22 protein-coding genes are annotated in these 21,992 nt (G+C 60.1%); 18 read left to right on the top strand and 4 right to left on the bottom strand.

The genetic code is table 11. The annotated features are described in order from the left end of the window. Positions 1 to 278 precede the first annotated feature (278 nt). The 12 genes from BW958_RS02670 to BW958_RS02615 all read left to right on the top strand — a co-directional run bounded on the left by BW958_RS02670 (position 279) and on the right by BW958_RS02615 (position 13,697). Entirely contained in the window at positions 279 to 1,715 is a 1,437-nt protein-coding gene (locus tag BW958_RS02670) for a circularly permuted type 2 ATP-grasp protein (RefSeq protein ID WP_076574005.1), read from the top strand. After that, entirely contained in the window at positions 1,709 to 2,635 is a 927-nt protein-coding gene (locus BW958_RS02665) for an alpha-E domain-containing protein (RefSeq protein ID WP_076574004.1), read from the top strand. Before BW958_RS02670 ends, BW958_RS02665 begins: the two co-directional genes overlap by 7 nt. Continuing rightward, a complete protein-coding gene (locus BW958_RS02660) occupies positions 2,632 to 3,465 on the top strand; it encodes a transglutaminase family protein (RefSeq protein WP_076574002.1) in 834 nt (277 codons plus the stop codon). Before BW958_RS02665 ends, BW958_RS02660 begins: the two co-directional genes overlap by 4 nt. Before the next feature lie 68 nt (positions 3,466 to 3,533). Further along, the gene (locus BW958_RS02655; protein WP_076574000.1) at positions 3,534 to 4,250 is read left to right on the top strand and encodes a proteasome-type protease; all 717 of its coding nucleotides are present in this window, start codon (positions 3,534 to 3,536) and stop codon (positions 4,248 to 4,250) included. A gap of 60 nt (positions 4,251 to 4,310) precedes the next feature. Further along, on the top strand, positions 4,311 to 4,820 hold the full coding sequence (locus BW958_RS02650) for a YqhA family protein (RefSeq protein WP_076573998.1): 510 nt from the start codon (positions 4,311 to 4,313) through the stop codon (positions 4,818 to 4,820). A 102-nt stretch (positions 4,821 to 4,922) separates the two neighbouring features. Next, a complete protein-coding gene (locus BW958_RS02645; RefSeq protein ID WP_076573996.1) occupies positions 4,923 to 5,387 on the top strand; it encodes a hypothetical protein in 465 nt (154 codons plus the stop codon). 5 nt (positions 5,388 to 5,392) lie between these two features. Beyond that, entirely contained in the window at positions 5,393 to 8,290 is a 2,898-nt protein-coding gene (locus BW958_RS02640) for a YncE family protein (protein ID WP_076574129.1), read from the top strand. Continuing rightward, a complete protein-coding gene (locus tag BW958_RS02635; protein ID WP_076573994.1) occupies positions 8,290 to 9,117 on the top strand; it encodes an FTR1 family iron permease in 828 nt (275 codons plus the stop codon). Before BW958_RS02640 ends, BW958_RS02635 begins: the two co-directional genes overlap by 1 nt. 10 nt (positions 9,118 to 9,127) lie before the next feature. Further along, a complete protein-coding gene (locus BW958_RS02630; RefSeq protein ID WP_076573992.1) occupies positions 9,128 to 10,555 on the top strand; it encodes an FAD-dependent oxidoreductase in 1,428 nt (475 codons plus the stop codon). 36 nt (positions 10,556 to 10,591) lie between these two features. Further along, entirely contained in the window at positions 10,592 to 11,152 is a 561-nt protein-coding gene (locus tag BW958_RS02625) for a hypothetical protein (protein ID WP_256701787.1), read from the top strand. Between the two features lie 68 nt (positions 11,153 to 11,220). Continuing rightward, the gene (locus tag BW958_RS02620) at positions 11,221 to 12,483 is read left to right on the top strand and encodes a hypothetical protein (RefSeq protein ID WP_076574126.1); all 1,263 of its coding nucleotides are present in this window, start codon (positions 11,221 to 11,223) and stop codon (positions 12,481 to 12,483) included. A 26-nt stretch (positions 12,484 to 12,509) separates the two neighbouring features. Beyond that, positions 12,510 to 13,697 carry a Bcr/CflA family multidrug efflux MFS transporter gene (locus tag BW958_RS02615; RefSeq protein ID WP_076573990.1) on the top strand — a complete coding sequence of 396 codons (1,188 nt, stop codon included), beginning with the start codon at positions 12,510 to 12,512 and terminating at the stop codon, positions 13,695 to 13,697. A 43-nt stretch (positions 13,698 to 13,740) separates the two neighbouring features. On the opposite strand, the gene BW958_RS02610 is transcribed toward BW958_RS02615, so the two are convergent. Next, positions 13,741 to 14,208: a DUF4357 domain-containing protein gene (locus BW958_RS02610; protein WP_076573987.1), complete on the bottom strand. Its 468-nt coding sequence runs from the start codon at positions 14,206 to 14,208 to the stop codon at positions 13,741 to 13,743. Positions 14,209 to 14,349: 141 nt separating this feature from the next. Here BW958_RS02610 and BW958_RS02605 point away from each other — a divergent pair, with 141 nt between their 5' ends. From BW958_RS02605 to BW958_RS02595, 3 genes are read left to right on the top strand one after another with little or no spacing between them, the layout of a single operon-like run. Further along, complete coding sequence (locus BW958_RS02605) at positions 14,350 to 15,018, top strand: ABC transporter ATP-binding protein (protein WP_076573985.1); 669 nt, start codon at positions 14,350 to 14,352, stop codon at positions 15,016 to 15,018. Further along, complete coding sequence (locus tag BW958_RS02600; protein WP_076573983.1) at positions 15,002 to 17,404, top strand: FtsX-like permease family protein; 2,403 nt, start codon at positions 15,002 to 15,004, stop codon at positions 17,402 to 17,404. The genes BW958_RS02605 and BW958_RS02600 overlap by 17 nt, the downstream gene beginning before the upstream one ends. After that, positions 17,401 to 18,507: a lipocalin-like domain-containing protein gene (locus tag BW958_RS02595; RefSeq protein WP_372628802.1), complete on the top strand. Its 1,107-nt coding sequence runs from the start codon at positions 17,401 to 17,403 to the stop codon at positions 18,505 to 18,507. Before BW958_RS02600 ends, BW958_RS02595 begins: the two co-directional genes overlap by 4 nt. Before the next feature lie 34 nt (positions 18,508 to 18,541). Here BW958_RS02595 and BW958_RS02590 read toward each other — a convergent pair whose 3' ends face one another. Beyond that, entirely contained in the window at positions 18,542 to 19,327 is a 786-nt protein-coding gene (locus tag BW958_RS02590; protein WP_076573981.1) for an alpha/beta fold hydrolase, read from the bottom strand. Between the two features lie 77 nt (positions 19,328 to 19,404). On the opposite strand from BW958_RS02590, the gene BW958_RS02585 reads away from it, so the two are divergent. Genes BW958_RS02585 through BW958_RS02575 form a run of 3 tightly spaced genes read left to right on the top strand, consistent with a single transcriptional unit; the run spans position 19,405 to position 20,604 of the window. Then, positions 19,405 to 19,782, top strand: coding sequence for an MmcQ/YjbR family DNA-binding protein (locus BW958_RS02585; protein WP_076573979.1), 378 nt, complete (start codon positions 19,405 to 19,407; stop codon positions 19,780 to 19,782). Beyond that, positions 19,751 to 20,236 (top strand): GNAT family N-acetyltransferase, encoded by a 486-nt coding sequence (locus BW958_RS02580; RefSeq protein ID WP_256701786.1) that lies wholly within the window; start codon positions 19,751 to 19,753, stop codon positions 20,234 to 20,236. The genes BW958_RS02585 and BW958_RS02580 overlap by 32 nt, the downstream gene beginning before the upstream one ends. A 32-nt stretch (positions 20,237 to 20,268) precedes the next feature. Continuing rightward, a complete protein-coding gene (locus BW958_RS02575; protein ID WP_076573975.1) occupies positions 20,269 to 20,604 on the top strand; it encodes a DUF3802 family protein in 336 nt (111 codons plus the stop codon). Positions 20,605 to 20,812: 208 nt separating this feature from the next. Here BW958_RS02575 and msrA read toward each other — a convergent pair whose 3' ends face one another. Both msrA and BW958_RS02565 read right to left on the bottom strand, forming a co-directional pair. Then, on the bottom strand, positions 20,813 to 21,451 hold the full coding sequence (gene msrA / locus BW958_RS02570) for a peptide-methionine (S)-S-oxide reductase MsrA (RefSeq protein WP_083687217.1): 639 nt from the start codon (positions 21,449 to 21,451) through the stop codon (positions 20,813 to 20,815). Between the two features lie 75 nt (positions 21,452 to 21,526). After that, entirely contained in the window at positions 21,527 to 21,877 is a 351-nt protein-coding gene (locus BW958_RS02565) for a hypothetical protein (RefSeq protein WP_076573973.1), read from the bottom strand. Between the last annotated feature and the right edge of the window lie 115 nt (positions 21,878 to 21,992).

Raw genomic sequence — 21,992 nt, 5'->3', positions numbered from 1 at the left:
TGCTCCTCTCTCCGTTGCCCCATCTGTGTGCCCGCTTTGTGCGCAGGCGCTCCCTGTTTTGGTGTTGGTTTTATCAACTGCCAGCTCATGAGGCAGACTCACCCGCGCTGGGTCACCATAATGGTGCGCAGGACATTGCCGACTGGCGATATAAAACATAAGAAACTGAATTTAAAGACTTATTTAACTTTCCGACCGAGCATCCGACTCAATAGTAACTGGCACAACCTTTGCCACTGCTAAATAAGCAAATAACAAGGATGTTCGAGGAGAGGCCCATGCTTGCAATCCAGCCGCCCGCAGCGGGCAGTTATGACGAGATGCTTCACGCAACAGATGCCTACCGCGACCACTACCGCTCTTATTGGCAGTGGCTGCACCAAACCGATGAAAAGAGCATCGAGCAAAAACGTGAAGAGGCCAACCTGCTGTTTCGGCGGGTCGGCATTACTTTCAATGTCTACGGGCAGGAGGATGGCGCCGAGCGGTTGATCCCGTTTGACAGCATTCCGCGCATTATTCCGGCCCACGAGTGGAAACATCTGGACCGCGGCATTCGCCAGCGGGTCACGGCGCTGAACGCCTTCTTGCACGATATCTATCACGAGCAGCGCATTCTTAAAGCCGGCGTGATCCCGGCTGCCCAGATCCTCGCCAACAGCCAATACCAACCCTGTATGCAAGGGGTCACTCTGCATCGCCAGACCTATGTGCATATCACCGGCGTTGACATCATCCGTAACAACGATGGCGACTACTACGTGCTGGAGGACAACCTGCGCACTCCGTCCGGTGTTTCCTACATGCTGGAAAACCGCAAGATGATGATGCGCCTCTACCCCGAGCTGTTTCGCAACCAGCCGATTGCCCCGGTCGAGCGCTATCCGGCGCTGCTGTTACAAACCCTGCGTGAAAGCAGCCCGGTTGACAATCCGTGCGTGGTGGTAATGACGCCGGGCCGTTTTAACAGCGCCTATTTCGAACATAGCTTCCTCGCCCAGCAGATGGGGGTGGAGCTGGTGGAGAGCGCCGACCTGCTGGTCAAGGATGGCAAGGTATGGATGCGCACCACCACCGGATTGCAGCGGGTGGATGTGATTTATCGCCGTATTGACGATGCCTTTCTCGACCCGCTCGCGTTTAATCCCGATTCATTGATCGGCGTGCCGGGGTTGCTGTCGGTCTATCGCGCCGGTGGCGTGGTGCTGGCCAACGCTATCGGCACCGGGGTGGCCGATGACAAGTCGGTCTACCCCTATGTACCGGAGATGATCCGTTTTTATCTCGGCGAAGAGCCGATCTTAAACAACGTGCCCACCTGGCAGTGCCGCATCGGCAGCGATCTGAACTACGTACTCGATCACCTCGAAGAGTTGGTGGTTAAAGAGGTACACGGCGCCGGGGGTTACGGCATGCTGATTGGCCCCTGCGCCACCCGCGCCGAGATTGCCCATTTTCGTGAACTACTCAAAGCTAGGCCGGATAACTACATCGCCCAGCCAACCCTGTCACTTTCAACCTGTCCAACGTTTGTCGAGGCAGGCATTGCGCCGCGCCACATTGATCTGCGCCCCTTTGTGCTGACCGGGCAAGAGCAGCGACTGGTGCCAGGTGGCCTGACCCGGGTTGCTCTGACCGCCGGGTCGCTGGTAGTCAACTCGTCACAAGGTGGCGGCACCAAGGACACCTGGGTGATGGAGGAGAGCGCATGTTAAGCCGTACTGCCAGCGAACTTTACTGGATGTCCCGCTATCTGGAGCGGGCCGAGAACACGGCGCGGATGCTGGATGTGACTCAAACCATGTCGCTGATGCCCTCCATTGACGCCGACCACAGCGAACTGGTGGCACCGCTCACCATCACCGGCACCCACGAGCCGTTTTTGGAACGCTACCAGCAGGTCAGCATGGAGAATCTGCTGCGGTTTTTCTGCTTTGATGAGCAGAACGGTAGCAGCATCTTTAGCTGCATCCGGCTGGCCCGCGACAATGCCCACTCGGTGCGCGGCAAGATCCCGGCCGAGGTGTGGGAGTGCATCAACAGCGCCTGGATTGAGATCCGCCGCTGGCGTAAAGAGGGGCTCAAAAGCGGTCAGGCGCAAGATTTCTTCGACTGGATCAAGGAGCGCTCGCACCAGTTTCATGGCGCCACCAACGGCACCATCATGCGCGGTGACGTGCTCTGGTTTATGCGGCTCGGCACCTTTATCGAGCGGGCCGATAACACGGCGCGCATCCTCAACGTCAAATATCAGGTGATCCGCGAAGATGAGGACAGCGTACGCGAGTTCTATCGCTGGAACGCGCTGCTGCGCTCGGTCGGCGCCTATGAGGCGCACCAGACGCTCTATAAGACCCTGTCGCGCCACTCGATTGCCGAGCTGCTGATTTTGCGCAATGAAGTGCCGCGCTCTTTACGCGCCTGTCTCGATGAGATGCAAACCACCCTGGCCCGTATCGAGGGCAACACGGGGCTGGCTCCGCAGCGGCTGACCCGCATCCTCAACGCCAACCTGACTTACGGTACCGTGCACGAGATTGTCGAGCGCGGCATGCACAGTTATCTGACCGATTTTCTGAGCGATATCGGTGCCATCGGCCAGAGCATCCACAACGCCTATCTGGAGGTTTTATGAAACTCGTCATCGATCACCAGACCCACTACCGCTATGCCGATGTGGTGCGCCGCAGCACCCAATATCTACGCCTGACGCCGCAAAGCTCGCCGCGCCAGCAGATCCTCTCCTGGCAGCTAGATTTGCCGGGCGATGCCACCCAGACCACCGATGCCTATGGCAACGTGCTGCATGTGCTGAGCCTCGAGTCACCCCATGAAACCATCCTGATCCGCGCGCGGGGCGAAGTGGAGATCCGCGACGAGGCCGGTGATGAGCAGAGCTCGCTGATATCGCCACTGAGTTACCTGCGCTCTACCGCACTCACCGCCCCCAGTCCGGCGCTGCAAGCACTGGCTGACCAGCACCTCTCTGCCACGCCGACGTTCACTGAGCTGACCACCCTGATGGCGGATATTCTGGCGCAGATGCCCTATCAACCTGGCAGCACCGACGCCACCTTCACCGCCGACGAGGCGCTGCTTGCCGGCAGCGGGGTTTGCCAGGATCACAGCCATGTATTTTTAGCTTGCTGCCGGCTGGCCGGGATACCCGCTCGCTACGTCAGCGGTTATCTTTACACCAACGATAATCTGCATGTGGCGATGCACGCCTGGACCGAGGTGTGGCTCGATGAGCAGTGGCACACCTTTGATATCACCAACCAGACGCGCTCACCCAGTCAACATTTGAAGTTGGCAGTGGGCATGGATTATCTCGATGCCTGCCCGGTGCGCGGGGTGCGCTATGGCGGTGGCAGCGAGCAGATGCTGGCGCAAGCGTCAGTCACGCTGCTCGACGAGCAACAGCAACAGCAACAGCAACAGCAACAGCAACAGCAACAGCAATGATGATGGACAAACACGGTGAGGACCATGCTAGATTGCACCCTCACCAATAACGCAGGGAGAACGAGGTCATGACCTATTGCGTCGCCATGTGCCTAGCCGATGGCGTCGTGTTTGCATCTGACTCACGCACCAACGCAGGCGTGGATCACATCGCAACCTTCAAAAAACTGCACGTGTTTGCCCACGAAGATCGGGTGTTGGTGCTGCAAAGCGCCGGCAACCTGGCCACCACTCAAAGCGTGATCAGCCTGCTGGGCGAGCAGCAGCATCAGGATGGGCCAAGCCTTCGCACCGTCAACACCCTGTATGAAGCCGCGACGCTGGTCGGGCAGACCATTCGCAGCGTGATGGCCCGCGACGGCGGCCAGCAGCAGAGCAACGTTAACTTCGGCTGCAACATTCTGCTCGGTGGTCAGATCCAGGGTGAGGGTCACCGCTTATTCCATATCTACCCGGAGGGGAACTTCATCGAATCCTCGGTCGATACCCCCTACTTTCAGATTGGCGAGAGCAAGTACGGCAAGCCCATTATCGATCGCATCATCGACCACAACACAGCGCTGGAAACCGCCATGCAGTGCGCGTTGATCTCGATTGATTCGACCTTGCGCAGCAACCTCTCGGTGGGCCTGCCGCTCGATATCCTGATCTATGAAGGCGACAGCCTCTCGGCCGAGCGCCAATACCGCATCGGCGAACACCACCCCCATTTCCTGGCGCTGCGCAAAGCGTGGGGGGAAGGATTGCAGCAACTGTTTCGCGAGTTGCCCCCTTTCAATCCCTAAGCTTCCGACTTTCCTATTTTCCCTTATGCTTGAAGAGATTAGCCCTGCAATGGAGCCTACATGCGCCGCTTTAACCTGATGCTGACCGGCAGTCGCCTCATTATGTTCCCCTTTTATGTCTCCATGCTGCTGTGCGTACTGCTGCTGATGCTCAAATTCGTCGCCAAGCTCTATGAGCTTTGCAGCAACATCCTCGAGATGCCCTATCTGGATCTGTTGATCGGGGTGCTCACGCTGGTCGATTTTGTGCTGGTGGCACAGATGCTGATCCTGGTTGCCCTGTGCGGCTATGTGCAGTTCATCAAAACCCCGGAGCAGCGGGCAAGCCTTGGCGATAACTGGCTGTATCGAATTGACTTTGTCTCTCTCAAGCTGATTGTCATCAACTCGCTGGTGACCATCTCGGGGATTGAGGTGCTCAAGGCATTTCTCTCTGACGGCGTAACCAACGAAACCGACATGAAATGGTCAGTGATCGTGTTTTTGGCGTTCTCGACCGCCGCCCTGATTTACGCCATCACCGAGCGACTGGCCGATCACAAAGATCATACTGTCGGCAAACGGCAGTGACTCTCGGCTGCAGATCAAAGATGTATTGATAATACTTTTCATTGTAGTTACCCCCATGTACACTTCAGCCCACCCGCAGCCGCAGCGGGTGGGAGTTGATGGATGATTGCGCACCGCCTCACTGTATATCCCGGCACGATTCGACGTTTCTGGCATTGGCTCGCTTGGCACCATCAGGTTGCCGAGGTGCTGCTCTATCTGATGTTTTTCTCCGGATTGATGTTGTGGGAGCCATTGACCCCGCACTGGTCCGTCGCGCGCTGGAACCTGCTGCTGCACGTGCTGCTCTCCCTCTCCCTGTTTCCGCTTTGGTTTGGCGCCTTCTGGCTGTCGCACCGCCGCTTATTGCTGCACAGTCAAAAGTCCTTTTTGCGCAGCACCGGACGCATCATCGAGCTGTTGCTCTTACTGTGCGTCAGTAGCGGTCTGTTTTTGGTGTTGCACGGCACCCCTGGCGATCAGTTGGGCAAAACGGCCAGCTGGTTGCACTGGGCCAGCGCCCTTTCTCTTGCTCCGCTCGTCTTGCGCCACGCCTGGCGCTGGAGCGTATTACGCCTGCGCCGGTGATCATCATGCGTTTCGTTGCCCTGTTATTGACCTTGCTGACCCTCTCCCTGCATGCCCAGGAGATGAGCAGCGGCCTGATTATCGATAAAAGTGGCGAGTCTCTGGTCAGCGCCAACCTCTCGGCAGGCTCGGTGAGTCGGGTCAGCAAAGCCGATGGTAAACCGCTGGCCGAGGTGCAACTGGGCGGCGATCTGCGCCAGATTGCCCAAGGCAGTGACGGCAATTGGCTGGTCTCTGATTACAGCGGCGATCGCCTGCTGCTATTAGGTGCCGATCTCACCTTGAAACGCGCCATCCCGACTGGCCATCGCCCTTACGGTGTCTTGTTTGATCCACAGCATCGCTGGTATTGGGTCACCTTGTTTGAAGCGGGGCGACTGCAGGCTTATGACGAGTCGGGTGAAAGGGTGCTCGATGCCGCCACTGGCGAAACGCCGCGCGGCTTGGCCCTAACCGATGAGGGACGCCTGCTGGTCACCCACTCCATGACTGGCAAGCTCAGTATCTACGCGCTCGGCCACGGCGCCATCTCTGCGCTACCAGCGCCCACCGTGATCACGCTGGCAGAAACCCGCAGCGCCACGGCGACCGATTCACAGGGCTTGCCGCGCCTGCTCGATACCATCGCCCTCTCACCGGATGGTAGCGAAGCCTGGCTGCCTCATGTGCTGTGGAGTTTCAGCCACCCATTTCAGTTCCAAAGCACCGTCTTCCCGGCCATATCAGTCATCGACCTTGATACCAATCAAGAGCGGGTTGATGAGCGCAAGCAGCTGTTTTTACAGATCAATATCCCAAGCGTTGGCAACCGTAGCCAGATTGTCTCCAACCCCTATGCTGCCCGCTTTGCGGGCGATGGCAGTAAAGTCTTTGTGACCCTGGCCGGCTCAGAGGATTTACTGGTGTTTGATCTGTCGCGCAGCGGCAAACAGAACAGCAATCGCCACCGACGCAAGAAGTTTCAAGGCGGAGCCAAGGCGACCCAGTTGCTGCGCCACCTGCCCGGCCAAAACCCGCGCGATCTGCTGGTTGATGGCGACCATATCTATGTGCACAACGCCATGGGCCATGACCTGACCCGCCTATCGACCGGCGGCGCTGCCGCCTTTGCCCGCGTGACGGTCGATACGCCCCACTTTGCCACGCTCGTGACCCACGATCCGCGCCCCGCAGCGCTGGTGCGTGGTGAGCGGCTGTTCCATCTCGGTAACACCGCGGCCAATACGCGCTTTCCCATGGCTGGCGATAACTGGATGAGCTGCAGCTCGTGCCACCTCGACGGTTTTAACTTTACCAACCGCTATCTGATGGCCGCCCACCGCCAGAGCAAGGCCGATAACGCCATCAATGGCCACGTCAACATGATGAACATGGTGGCGGGAGATTTTATCGGTGAGTACCTGCGCATGAGCCAGCAGACCCAAGGCGGCATGGGCCACGATACCCGCGATGGCGCCGAGCCGGTGGACCCAAGCCATCCGCAGCCCGAGGTCAAGGCGATGATGGAAGATCTGCACAGCTTCGTGACCGCCGATGGCAACCTGCCCTATCTGGCCACCTGGCTGCGCCTCGATGCCCCGCGCAGCGATCCGGCCAAGGCGCCGGTCAGTCATCCCAAGGAGTGGCTCAACTCAGCCTCCTGCCAGAGCTGCCACGCCGAGGCCTTTGCTGACTGGAGCGATACCAATCACCGCCTGATGGGCAACTCCCACCCTTACTACAAGGTGGTCCAGGCGCTGGCACGCCAGACCGAGGGTGAAGAGTTTGGTCAATGGTGTCAGGGCTGCCATATGCCGCAGCAGATAATGACAGGTCAAAAGAGTCTGCCAGCAGGCAGTCACATGTTCGAGCAAGGTGGCGCCTCGCTGATTGCGGCCCAGCGCAAGGGCGAGAGCGTGGTCGAAGAGGGCACCGGTTGCTTCTTCTGTCACCGCATCACCCGTATTGAAGATGCCGGCGGTAACGCGGCGCTCACGGTTAATCTCAAGGATCGCGAGCGTTACGTCTTTGAAGATGCCCAAGGTGGCAGTGTCGCCCATTGGTTGGCCGAGCGGCAGATCAATGCCCGTCCGGCCGCTCACAAAACCTCTTATCAGCAGGATTTTTACCGCGATGCGGCACTGTGCAAAAGCTGCCACAACGAGTTTTCACCGGGCACTGGCGCCAATATCGTCAACACCTGGGAGGAGTGGGCCGGCTCGCCCTATGCCACCAGCGAGCGTGTGGACGAGCGGCGCACCTGTATTGATTGTCACATGAACCCCAACCCCGGTAACGGCGGCGCGGCGGTGCCGGGTCGCTCGACAGAAAATGGACCGCTCAAAGCGCGTCTTTATCGCCACAACTTCACCGGAGCCCAGCATCAGCTGGTGGGGCTGCGCAATCCCGAGCTTGAGGCCGAGAGCATTGCCCTGCTTAAATCCAGCGCCAGCCTCACTGCCCGTCTTGAAGACGGTCAACTGGTGGTGCGGGTGACCAACGTTGGCGCCGGCCATGCCTTGCCCACCGGGGTAGCGGATTTTCGTGAGCTCTGGCTTGAAATCAGTGTGAAAAATGGCGCGGGCGACACCGTGCTGCAAAGCGGCCAACCGGTTGATGGCGCGGTGCCCGCCGATGCCCATATGTTTCGCAAAGTCTTTGGCGATAGCGACGGCAAGCCGGTTGGGCTGCGTTTCTGGCGCTATGCCAAGCTGCTTGAGGATACCCGCATTCCAGCCAAGGGTTGGCGCGATGAGCGTTACCCCCTACCGAACGGGGTGAGCGGGCCGCTGGATGTAGAGATCAAGCTCAATTTTCGTACCTATCCGAAGTGGGTGAACGATGCGGTGCGCGCGGCCGAGCCGACGCTGCCCGAGCCCCCTATCCTGACCCTTAACCAACTGCACCTGACACTGGAGTCCTGATGTTTGCAAGTTTCCTCATCACGCTGCGCGAAGGGCTGGAGGCCTTTCTGCTGGTGGGCATCTGCCTCTCCTATCTCGGCAAACTGGGCGCCTCGCGCTACAACAAGTTCATCTATCTGGGCGTCGTGGTGGGCCTGCTCGCATCACTCGCCGTCGCCTTCCTGTTTCAGGTGGTGGTCAGCCAGTTTGAAAGCGAGCGCTACAATCACCTGCTGATGGCTGGCATCTTGCTGTTTGCCACGTTAGTGCTCACCTACATGGCGGTCTGGATGCAAAAGCAGGCCAAAAACCAGGTGGGCGCCATGACGGCACGCATTGATGAAGCAGTCGGCAGCGGCGATGTGTTTGGTCTGGCGTTTCTTGCGTTTCTCGCGGTGATGCGCGAAGGCTTTGAAACCGTCCTCTTCTTCTCCGCCCTGCTCTACTCCGGCCAAGGGGTGGATTTGAGCTCGGGTCTGGCCGGAGCACTCGGCGGTCTGCTGCTGGCTATCGTGCTGGTGTGGCTGCTGCTGCGCTCGACCCGCAAGGTGGCGCTCGCCCCCTTCTTCCGTTGGACCGGGCTGCTGATTATCGTCATTGCCGCCGGGCTGCTCTCGTCGGCAGTCAATATGCTGCAAGCTGCCGGTATCATCACGTTTGGTACCGAGACGGTGTTTAACATCAGCCACATTCTTGATGATCAGGGGGTATTTGGTACCTTCCTGCGCGCCCTGTTTGGCTACAATGCCTCACCGGCAGCCCTGCAACTGAGCGTCTGGGCCTGTTATCTTCTTATTTTCATCACCCTGTGGCATCGGGGTTATCGTGTGCGCCAGCCGCGCACCTGAGTATCGTTTCATGCAGCCACACGTAAATCCTCTGCGGGTCGCCGTCCTCGGCGGCGGCCCTGCCGGTCTGATGGCCGCCTGGCGTCTGCGTCAGGCAGGTCTCGATGTCACCCTGTTTGAGCAAGAGTCCGAGCTCGGCGGCATGTGCGCCACCCAGCGCTTTACAGGCCAGGATGGCAACTATCGCTTTGACTATGGTGGCCATCGCTTTATCACCAAAAATCCCGAGCTGCTCGCCTTTGTTGATGAGCTGATGGGCGATGATCTGCTGCACGCCGAGCGTAAAAGCGTCATTCGCTTTGGCGGTCGCACCTACGACTACCCGCTTAATCTTGGCAATCTGCTGCGCACCGCGCCGCTTGCCCTGATGGCGGGCGCTCTTAAAGATCTGGTGTTGCTGCCATTTGCCAAAAAACCGGCCGACTTTGCCAAGGCCAGTTTTGCGCAGTGGATTCAGGCGCACTTTGGCCGCACCCTCTATCGCCAGTTTTTTGAAGGCTACACCGGCAAGCTGTGGGGCATTGATCCCGCCCGACTTTCAGCCGACTGGGCCGGCCAACGTATCAGCCTTATCGACCTGAAAGATGTGGCGCGCCGGCTGCTGCCAACGCGCAAAGGTGCCCACTCGGTGCGTACCTATGCCCGCAAATACCGCTATCCGCGCTTGGGGTTTGGCCAAATTTATACCCGCCTTGGCGAGCGTCTGCTGGAAGAGGGGGTAACCATTCACACCCTCGCTCGCATCACCGGACTGTCTCAGGAAAATCAGCGCATCACGGGCGTGCAGTGGGAGCAGGAGGGCGAAAGCAAGTGCAGCCAATTTGACTGGGTGATCTCAACCCTGCCGCTGCCGCTTACCTGCCGCCATCTTGGTATTGCCTGTGAGCTTGAGTACCGCAGCCTGCGCTTTGTCAACATGCCGCTTTTGCAAGAGAACCTGTCGGATAACACCTGGCAATACCTCTCCGATCCGCACATTCTTGCCACCCGTTTGCAAGAGCCACGGCGGCGCAGCCCATTTATGGCGCCGCACGGCAAAAGCTCGGTGATGCTCGAGATCCCCTGCAATGCTGGCGATGAGACCTGGAGTGCGCCACTCTCAGCGCTTCGCAGCAAGGTCACCGCCGATCTGGCCAGCCTTGGTGTGGACACTGCGCGTTTGGGTCAGGAGACGTTTGAGGCGCGCAGCGAATATGCCTATCCACTGATGGATCTGGGCTATCAGGCGCGGCGCGATCGCGCCATTCAAGCCTTGATGCCGATTGGTAATCTCATCATGACCGGTCGCCAGGGCACGTTTCGCTACATCTTTACCGATACCGCCATGGAGATGGGACTGATGGCCGCCGACATGGTGATCGACGGGGTGGACAGACGCCACGCCATCTTCAATCATCGCAACGAAAATACGGTGATCGAAACCCAGAGTGTGGCCTGATGGCCCACAGGTGATCGCCACTCAAGGAGAGACGAGATGCATCTCATTGCGCGCATGACTATTGCTGCAACCCTGACCAGCCTGCTGCTCGCCGCCCCCGCCGCCCAGGCTTACTCCTATGCCGCCGCCGGCAAAGAGCCACTGATCGATGCGCGCGAGGTGCTGCTCAAAGGCGGCAGTGACGCCGCGCAAAGCTTAAGCGGTATCGACGAAGAGCTGGCCTATCTGGAGACCCATCACAAGGTCACCCTGCGCGAGCCGCTCAAAGCGGCCGTGACGGCCGGCAAAACCGATGAGGTGGCCAGCTTGCTAAATCGCGCCTACCGCGCCGAAATTGAGCGCCGGCTGGAAGGGGCCGAGCAGAATCTGGGGGATTACCAAAGCGCCAAGGTGTTGGTGGTTAAATCCAAGCGTTTCCTCGATCTGGTGCTGCCGGCCCTGCCCGAGAGCCATCGCAAGGCGGCCGAGCAAGAAATTGCCAATGTGCTCAAAGCCATCGGCAACCCCGGCGTGTTTGGTGTGGGCGCCGCCCCAGCCGATAGCGCCGCCTTTAAGCAGGCAGAAACGGCTTTGATGCAGGCTCTCGCGCCGCTGTGATATATCGCCGGGATCTGGCTCGCGGGTTGCAACTGAGTTGGCCAGAGGCCAACTGGTCCATCGCGCCGATGCTGGCGCTGCTGCAACTGGTCTGGATGGGGTGGTTGTTTGCCCACCCAATCTCACTTGACTCTGACGATGCCCTTAACTTTGCCCACGGCGTGGTGCGCTTTAGCGTGCTGGAGTTCTCCCCCCACTTTCCCGGCTACCCCGGATTTATTGCGCTGGCGCGTCTGGTTGCGCTGGTTGCGCCCTCCCCCGACGCCGCCGTGCAGTGGGCGGCGCTGCTGGGAAGCGCCGCCATACCGCCACTTGGGGCCTGGTTTGGGGTGCGACTTTGGCAGCAATCCCGACTGCTCGCGCCCCTGTGGCTGGCTCTGCTGGCCCTGCCGCTAACCCCGGCGCTGGCGTTATCCGGGCTCTCGGACGGACCGGCGCTGGCCGCCTGGCTCGGCGCCCTCATTGCGCTGTCTTACGGCCGCGCAGCGGGGAGCGGTCTGTGGCTGGCACTGATGCTGGCGCTACGTCCCTCTTATGCGCCGCTACTGGTGCTGCCGATGTGGCTATTGTGCCTGCCGCCCGCCCACTGGCACTTACCCAGACGGGCGTTATTACGGGCACTCTGGCCCATCGCGCTGGTGGGCGGAGTCTGTCTGGCATTTATCTGGCAGGCCGATGGCGCCGCCTACTTTAGCGAGGGCATGCGCTTTACCAGCGGCCATTTTACCCTGTGGGGCAATACCGCCTCGCACCACGCCAGTCGCCTGCTAAGCTGGCTGTCTCAAGCCAACAGCCAGTTTTCATGGCTCTGGCCGCTTTTGCTCTGGCCCCTGTGGCGCGCCGCTTGTGCACTGCCGCCGCCGCTTCGCCGCGCCCTGCTGGCCGGTTGGCTGGTGCTGCTTGGTTGGACACTATGGGGGCAAAATCCCGATAACGCCCGCCATCTGGCGCCGCTGGCACTGCTTTCGCTGATCCTTGCAGCCGGCGCGGTGCGCCCACTGCTGCTGGCTGCCGGTGCACTGGCCGGATTATTGACCACCTTGTCGTCGCCAGCGCCGAGCCCCACGGCTCAGGCGCTCACGCTGGCTGAGCAATACTGCCCGGCGCTGGTGACCAATTGGGGGGTGCGTCTGGCACGCGAAACCACCCGACTGCCGGTGACCGACGCCTGGTACACCGCTGATGCTGTCTTGGCGCAAGCGCACGGCGCCTGCCGTCTGACCCGGACCCGCCCGGTCGGGGCCGCCTGGAAAGTAAGCCGCCTGCATAGCGAGCCGGAGCTCTGGCTGCAATCGCCCCAGGCCACGGCGGCCTCTGTTACACTGCAATAGACGTTTCTTCAAACCAAGGACGCTTGATGTCAACGCCCCCCATCTCCCCACTGGTGCTCTATCTGCTGCTCGGCGCACTCGGCGGCCTGACTCCGCTTGCCATCGACATGTACCTGCCCGCCATTCCGGCGCTGGCCCGTGAGCTCGGCACCACCATCGACGGCGCCCAACTGACGGTGAGCGCCTTCTTGGCCGGCTTTGCGGTTGGACAACTGTTCTATGGCCCGATGGCGGACAGCTTTGGCCGCAAACCGGTGATCATCGCCGGGCTCATTATGTTTGCCCTTGCCTCGGTGGGCTGCGCCCTGGCAGAGACCCTGCCCCAACTGCTGCTGTTTCGGGTGCTGCAAGCGGCCGGTGGTGCGGCGGGCGCCGTGGTGGTCAATGCCCTGCTGCGCGATATGTTTGAAAAAGAGGCGTTCTCCCGGGCCATGTCATTCGTGATCCTGGTGATGACGCTGGCCCCGCTGGCGGCGCCCATCCTTGGCGGATACATCACAGCGCACGGCAGCTGGCAGGCGATCTTCTGGCTGCTGGTGGTCGTGAGCCTGGCCGTCGCCGTGCTGATGATGGTCTCCATTCCCGAAACCCTCTCGCCGGAACGACGCCAGCCGCTGCAGCTCGGGCGCGTGGTGGGCAACTACGGCCGGGTGCTGAAAAGCCGTCCGGCCATGGGCTATGTGCTGTGCGGCGCCTTTGCCAGCGCCGGCATGTTCTCGTTTCTAAGCGGCTCGCCCTATGTCTATATCGAGTATTTCGGTGTGCCAACCCAGCACTATGGCTGGCTGTTTGGCCTTAACGTGCTGCTGATGATGGTGGTGACCTTTGCCAACAGCAAGCTGGTGCGCGGCATTGGCTCTGAGCATATGCTGCGCCACGGGCTGATGATCCTGCCGGTCGCGGGTATTGTGCTGGTCGTGTGCAGCCTGACCGGTTTTGGCGGCCTGTGGGGCGTGGTGATACCTGTGATGTTCTACGTCGGCCATATCAGTTTGGTCGGTGCCAACGCCATGACCGGGCTCCTTAGCCACTTCTCTCAGGCAGCCGGAACGGCGGCAGCCCTGGCCGGAACCCTGCGCTTTGGGATTGGTGCGCTGGCAGGCGCGCTGGTCAATCTGGTGCCGCCCACCTCGCCGCTGCCGATGGCGCTCAATATCGCCGGTTGCGGCATTCTGGCCTCGGCCAGTTACTGGTTACTGACTGCGCGCAAATAGCACAAATAACATGGGGAGCCGCGGCTCCCCATGCTGATGATGCTTACTCTTTCTTGCCAAATCCTGATTGCTTTAAGGTGTGGCCGCTGCTGTTATGCCAGGCATCGAGGCCGCTGCGGTTATTGCCGGCCACCAGACTGGCCGCCAGACTCGGGCTGTTAAAGAGCTGGTCCTGGCTAAAGCGAAAGCCCTCCTGATGGGGCTCGAGCACCCCCTTGGCAAGCAGCTCTTCGCGCAGCTCAATCACCGCTTCACGCAGCGACGCCGCATCCTCACCATTGGTCGTTGAGCCGGCCAGCACCATAAAGCCCGGGCTATGACGCTTGCCCACCGGATACCCCTGCGCCTCGGCGCCCTTGACCGAGAAGTGATAGATCTCCCGCTCACCGGGGCGGCTTTCGGCCAGCGCCCGCTGCAGGGCCATCAACTCTTCATAGATGTCGATGGGTACCACGGCAGCCTGACGGTTACCCTTGCTGTCAACGATGAAGCTCACCTGTTTTTGTAACATCCCTGCACACCCCGTATCAGCCAATAGCGACTATTGTAACCAGTAGATTCCAGCGCGATCCAGCACCATGCTGTGACCGTTTTGCAAGCCAGCTCACTCCTTGGCATAGTGATAAGCTATTGACACAGCAGGATATGCACCATGATAAGCCTTGAGGGCGTCAGCAAGCACTTTTTGGCAGGAAACGCTCCGGTCACCCTGTTTGAGGAACTCTCCTTAACCCTTGCTCCCGGCACCTTGCATCTGCTGCTCGGTCAAAGCGGCTCGGGCAAGTCAACCTTGCTTAACCTCATCGCTGGATTGCTGCCGCCCGATAGCGGCGCCATTAGCCTTGAAGGGCGCCGCATCGACAACCTAACAGGCGAAGCGCGAGCACGCCTTCGCGCCGAGATCTTTGGCATCGTCTATCAGGAGTACAACCTGCTGCCAACCCTCAAGGTATGGGAGAACGTCGCCCTGCCCCTTGAGATCAATCGGCGATCAGTCGATCACGGTCGCATTGATGCGCTGCTCGAGCGCCTCGGGGTTGCGCCCCAGCGTAACCAGTTTCCTGACACCCTCTCGGGCGGACAGCGCCAGCGGGTCGCGCTGGCCCGCGCCCTTATCCACCAGCCGCGCTGGCTACTGGCCGACGAGCCGACCGGTAGCCTTGATGAGCATAATGCCGCCCAGGTAATGGCGCTGTTGGTCGAAGCGGTGCGCGAGCAAGGCTGTGGTTTGCTGCTGGTCAGCCACAACCCGGCTTATGGCGCGCTGGCAGATCGGGTGTTACACCTCGAGGGAGGTCAGCTGTATGAGTCTCTCCCTTAAATCCTTACTGCGCCTTTATCGAAGCCACCCCTGGCTGTTGATCATGAGTCTGTGTGGTCTGCTGCTGGGCTCTGCGCTGGTGGTCGCCATCGATTTGATTAACCACAGCGCCCGCACCAACTTTGTCAGTGCCCGCACTCAGGTCGAGGGGCAGGCCAACTGGCGATTGGCGCCGCCAGGTGGCATCAACGAGCGGCGTTATACCGAGCTGGTCACGACCGTGCCGCACCTTGACGCAGCGCCGCAAATCCATGCCTGGCTGCGCGATAATCAGCGCCGCCCTTGGCAACTGATCGGCATTGATCCGCTCGCAGGCGGCCCGCTCGATGCCCTTTTTTCTGGCAAAGCGCCCGAGCTTACCACCCAAAACGAGCACGCAGTCTGGCTCTCGCGCTCTGAGGCGAAGCGTCAGGACTGGCAGATTGGGCAAAGCCGCACCTTTTATCTGGGGGAGCGACCACTGACCCTGACCCTCGGCGGGGTCATTGATGAAGGGAGCATTGCGCTTGACCGCCTGCTGGTGACCGATATCGGTCTGGCGCAGCAGTGGCTGGGGCGCGAAGGCAGGCTCGATCGCCTCTATTTTCACTTGGACGATGCAAGCCGCGCACGCCTTGAAAAACATCTGCTGCCCGGTGAAGTGCTGGAGCGCACCGGCCCGGAGCTCGACGCCAGCCGCCTTGGTGATGCGCTGGCACTCAATCTCACCGCCCTGTCGCTGCTGGCGCTTGCCGTCGGATTGTTTCTGGCCTTTAACGCCCAGCGCTTTGTTCTATCACTGCGTCGCCCCCATCTGGCGCGTCTGATGATCATCGGTGTTAGCCCCCATCAGCTGCTCAAGCTGTTGGTGGTTGAACTGCTGCTGATCACCGGCGTGGGCACTGCGCTGGGTATGTTGCTTGGCGTGGGTCTTGCCGATCTGCTGATGGGGGGCGTGAGCCAGTCTCTGAGCGATCTCTACGGCCCCAACCCCATCGATCTGCTGCGCCTGACGCCGCTCACCTTTATCAAAAGCGCCCTGCTCTGTCTGGCCGGTACCCTGGCCGCCAACTTACCGGCCTGGCGCAGCCTGCTCTCAGAGCCGCCGCTACACCTGCTCACGCCGGCGGCGCTGCCGGTGCGACCGCGTCTTCGCCGCGGCACCGCGCTGCTGATGCTGCTGACCGGCACCCTGTGCTTGTGGCGTGAAGAGAGCGGGCTGGTCGGCGCCTTGCTGGTGTCGGCCTGCTGGCTACTGGCGATGGCGCTGCTGCTGCCCGATCTGCTCTCACCACTCTTGCAGGCACTGCGCAATCGGCGGCGACAGGGCGATGGCGCATGGCGCCTGCGCCTTGCCATGGCTGAGACGCACTTCCAGTTTGACCGCACGGCAGTGGCCGTGATGGCGCTGCAACTGGCGATTGCGGCGGCGATCGGCATCGGCGTGATGGTGGCAAGCTTTCGTACCAGCGTTGAGCAGTGGCTGCATCAGCGGCTGGCAGCCGATCTCTATGTCACGGCGCTGCGCGATCCACAAGGCGGCCACCCGGACCTGCCAGCCAACATCGTCAGCGCACTGGAAGGTCAATCGATCTCGCTATCACGCCGCCGCACCGACGAGGCGCTCTATCAGGGCAAGCCCATTGAGTTGGTGCAGATGGATCTGCTGCCGGCCCTGATGCGAGGCTATCCGCTGCTCGCCGGCAACTTGCCAAATGGCAGCGGTGAAGCACTGGCCAGCGAGCCACTGATGCGGCGCTATCATCTACGCCTGGGTGAGCGGCTGACCATTGCTGCGCCAGGAGGTGAGCAGCAACTTCGCATCAGCGGCGTCTATCGCGATTACGGCAGTGACAAGGGACAACTACTACAAGCCATGTCCCCCGCCGCGCCGCCCCAGTCGCTGGCGCTGTTTGGGCTGACCGATGAGCAGATTCAGAACGTCAGTGAGCGCTACGGCGAGCAGGCACGCCTGCTACCGGCGCGCGCCATCCTCACCCAGGCGCTGGCCATTTTCGATCAGACCTTTGTGGTAACCGAGCTGCTCAAGCTGCTGATTTTACTCATCGCCGTGGTCGGCATCACGGTCGCCTTCATGGTGCTGGGGCTGTCCCGTGCCCCCTGGCAGCGCAGCCTGCATGCTCTTGGCGTCACCCGGCGCGATACGCTGGTGCTGCAACTGTGGCAAGGGGCGATATTGGGAGTATTGACCGCAGTGCTCGCATTGCCGGTCGGCTATGGACTGGCCTGGGTCTTGATTGAGGTCGTCAATCCACGCGCCTTTGGTTGGACGCTCGCCTTCTCACCCGCTTGGTCACAGGCCATGCTGGCCCTGCTGCTGGCGCCGGTTTCGGCGATAGCGGCCTCGGCGCTCGCCTGGCGCCTGACTCAAGGAGCAAACCGATGATCTGCAGGCCTCACACTTATCTCGGTACTCTGACCACGCTCAGCGTGATGGCCACGCTCTGCGTGGTGGCGCTGCTGTGCGCCCCGGCCACGGCCGCAGAGCAGGATCTGGGCAGCGTATTAAGTGGCACGGCGGATGACTTTCGCAAAGCAGAGCGCAATGTGCCGATAAACTTGCCAAACGATCACGCCGCCCACCCGGATTATCGCTCCGAATGGTGGTATCTTACCGGTCAGGTTCGCGATCAGCAGGGCCGCGAATATGGTCTGCAGTGGACCTTGTTTCGCCAAGGCATCGAGCCCGGTGAGCGCGCCGCCAACCCTTGGCGCATTCCACAGTTTTGGCTGGCGCAGGTGGCCGTGACCGATTTGGCCACCGGCCGCCACCTAAGCGATGAGCGGCTCAGTCGACAAGGGCCAGGCCTCGCGGGCGCCAGCCATGGCCGCTATTGGCTGCGCGATTGGGCATTGGCCTCCAGCGGCGCAGAGTTGTTTCCGGCCCGGCTTACACTCGCTGCCAAGCCCTTTGATCTGGCGCTCTCCGTCACCAGCCACAAGCCGGTTATCTTGCAAGGTGATCGCGGTTTTAGCGAAAAGAGCGAAGGCAATGCCTCGTTCTATTACTCCTACACCCGACTTGGACTCAGCGGCACCTTGCTGCTTGATGGACAGATGCGCCAGGTCAGCGGCGAAGGCTGGTTTGATCACGAGTGGAGCAGCAGCGTGCTGGCCGACTGGCAAGAAGGGTGGGACTGGTTCTCGCTGCAACTCGATGACGGGCGCGAATTGATGTTGTTTCGCCTGCGCAGCAAAGCGGGCAGTCAGCAACGCGATCGCCGCTACGGCATAGTGATCGACAAAACCGGGGACTCACACTTGATTGCCCCCGACGCCATCACCCTCACCCCTGGCAAACGCTGGAAAAGCCCGGATGGACACCACTATCCGGTGCAGTGGCAGATCCATAGCGGCGAGCTTCAACTCACCGTAACCGCCCGGCAAAACGATCAAGCCATGCATGGCCGCTTTGCCTATTGGGAGGGCGCCGTGCTGGTCAGTGGCGATGCCACAGGCCGTGGTTATCTCGAGATGACGGGGTATTAAAGCAGGCATGCCTTCGCGCATGCTGCAATAGATGCTAACCCTCGCCTGCCTTGGTCAAAAACGCCAAGGATTGGCGGTTAAAATGCTCCGGCTGCTCCACATTGCAGACATGGCCGCAGCCATCGATCACCGCCAGATGGCTATGGGGATCGCGCTCGACCTGCTCGCGCACCGGGGCCAAAAACAGGTAATCCTCTTCGCCCATGATATAGAGAGTGGGAATGGCGACCGGTCGCTCACGAAAGTAGCGCATCAGCGGGTTCACATCGGTGGCAAGCCTGAACCAGCGTTTAAACTCCTGCTGGCAGAGTTTTCGGGCCTCGCGCACAAATAACAGCCGCGACTCTTCGTGGCGTTTGCGCGGCATCATGATGAAAGCGAACAGCCGGTAGAGCCACATATAGGGCAGGATATGCTGGCCAAGACGCCCCAGTTGCACCAACACCCGCGAGCGGATATCGAAGCGTAAAATCGCACCGCCCAGCACCATGCTGCGCACCCGCTCCGGGCAGAGCTCGGCCAGATGGCGGATCAGGATAGAGCCCAGAGACATGCCGACAAAATGGGCCTCGCGGATCTGCAGGTGATCAAGCAGCCGAACGATATCCTCGGTGACGGCGCGAAAACTGTAACGCCCCTTGACCACCTGCTGCAGAGTATGGGACTGGCCATGGCCGCGCAGATCGAGCAGCAGCACGTTGAAACGTTCACGAAAAGCCTTGAGCTGGCGAAACCAGATGGTCGAACTGCCACCAGCGCCGTGGACAAACACCACCCACTCCCGTTCCGGGCCGAGCTCATAGGTCTTGTGATACAGCATGCTTTTCCTTCTCGTCTTCCTTCCCCGCAGGGCTATACTGGGCGCCTATTCTAGCAAAAGAGGCGGCCGCAACCTTGATGACGCTCAGTGCCCTGCGAGAACACCTGCTTTCACTGCCCGGTGCGACCGAAGACACCCCGTTTGGCCCGGAATATCTGGTCTATCGCATCGCCGGCAAGATGTTCGCACTGGTGCGCTGGCAAACCGAGCCGATGCAGGTCAACCTCAAATGCAACCCGGATCTGGCCCTGCTGCTGCGTGAAATCCATCCCGAGGTCACCCCTGGCTGGCACATGAACAAGCAGCACTGGAACACGGTCACCTTAACGGCGAGCCTCGCCACTGATCTCTGGCAAGGCTGGATTAAGCACTCCTATGAGCAGGTGTGCGCCGGATTGCCCAAACGTCAGCGTCCAGATGCCCATGCTGAACATCGCTCCCTTAACCCCAGCTGACTATGGGGCGCTGGCCAGTTTGTTTGCGCAAACTGTGCGCCAAAGCACAGGGGATCACTACAGCGTTGCCCAGCGCGAGGCGTGGGCGCAGGGTGCGCTTGACCCGCGTTTTATCAACGCGCTGCGAGAAAGTCTGGGCTGGGTAGCCTGGTGGCAGTCACGGCGTATCGGCTTTGTCACCCTGGATACCAGCGCTCATGTGGGGCTGCTTTACGTGGATGCGGCGCATCAGCGCCAGGGGGTGGGCGGCAGTTTGCTCGATACGCTGATGGCGTTTGCCCGACTGCAGCGCCTGCCCCGGTTGGAAACCGAAGCCAGCCTGCTCAGCCTTGGACTATTTTTAAGCAGGGGATTTAACGTCTGCGCCGTGGAGCAGGTTGACCGAAAAGGGGTCATCTTTACACGACATCGACTGCAATGCCTGTTGTCAATGCCCTTATCATCACTACAATAAGCCAGTTTTTCAATTGGATAGGTGTAAGCATCATGGTGGTCGACAGCGAAGGGTATCAGGCGCTCATCGAATATCTGGTCGAGAGTCTGGCTCTGTTTGAGCAAAAGGGAGAAGAGAGTGGCGGCGAGACCATTGAAGATATGGTCAGCAATCAGGTCGCCGGTAATCTGATGGCGATCTGTGAACAAAATCCGCATATCGACGCCAAGATGCGTTTTGTCATCATGCAAGAGGCCGATGCCGTGGTGGCCGACTTGGAAGAGGTGCTCTCCGCCGTCTGGCAACGCACCCCCACCGTCCCCCAGCGCGAATTTCTGAGCGAATTTATCAACCTTATCAAGAATCTGTTCGACAGCACGCTGCGCTAACGCGCGCCAGAGCACTGCCCCCACCCCATCCGTGCAAATAAAGAAACGGGCCGTCCTGTCTCACAGGTACGGCCCGGCTTGCTGTCACTAAAAGGGGAAGAAGCGTCTGGTCTCAAGGTCCCCTCCCTGGGCACCTTACTATTGAGACAGAGGGCTGAAAAATAAGTTCCCACCATTTCAACTTTTTTACGCAATCCCCTGCAGCCCTTTACTTTTGCAGGTTCGGCGGCAGACACACCCCGATCCCACCCAGTCCACAGTACCCTTCCGGATTCTTGGCCAGGTATTGCTGGTGGTACTCTTCGGCGTAGTAGAACGGGGTCAGCGGCAGGATCTCGGTGGTGATGGCTCGCGCATCGCCACTCTCTTGCATCGCTTGCTGATACGCGACGAGGCTCGCTTCGGCAGCGGCTTTTTGCGCCTCATCGGCATAAAACAGCACGGAGCGGTATTGAGTGCCGATATCACCACCCTGACGCATGCCTTGCGCCGGATCATGATGCTCCCAGAACAGACGCAGCAGATCGGCGTAACTGATGACGGCAGGATCAAACACGATCTGAACGGTTTCAGCGTGGCCGGTCTGTCCAGTGCACACTTCCTGATAGGTCGGATTGGGCGTAAAGCCCCCTTGATAACCGGCAGCCGTGGACCATACCCCTTCCTGCTGCCAGAACAGACGCTCGACGCCCCAGAAACAGCCCATGCCGAGCCAGGCAACCGAGAGACCGGCTGGCCAAGGGGCGAGCATGCCGTTGCCGTTAACGAAATGCACGGGGTTGACCGGCAGCGGGGATGCACGACCCGGCAGCGCGTCAGCGGCCGTGATCATGTGGGTTTTCTCCATGACAGACTCCTGTAATTCCATGAGAGCCCGACAATAGAGGAGAAGCGCCAGCCAATCAACCCGAACCGACAGGGGTTATACGATCCAGAAACCTTCTACCTGGCCGCTGGGGCTCACTTGCAGATGGATGAGCCACTCATCTTCGCTGGCACAGAATAATCCTTTCCAGACCAGCAGTTGGTCATGTCCCCGTCGCAAAGAGGTGACAAACTCCAGTTTGCGGCACTGCCCAAACGCATCACGAAAGGCACTGGCGCCCTTGTCGAAGCGATCACCGGCATGCTTGGCAAACCATTCGGGGCTGACCAGTTGGGAGAAGGTCTCTTTATCGGCGCTGGCATAGGCCGCCAGCAGTTGCTGCAGCAAGGGAGCAAAGCGGGCGGTCAGCTCATCGGCGGCAAGGGGAGTGTCGCTAAAGTCATTCATGAGATCACCTTGAATGGCCACACATGGATGACCTGATACTAGCATGTTGAATTATCCTTGCGCCGCAGAATAAATACTCTTGATTTATGCATTGATTTTCATATATTGACGCTAT

It is taken from the genome of Aeromonas sp. RU39B, assembly GCF_900156095.1.
GTDB lineage: Bacteria > Pseudomonadota > Gammaproteobacteria > Enterobacterales > Aeromonadaceae > Aeromonas.
This window is presented reverse-complemented; position numbering and strand designations above follow the sequence as displayed.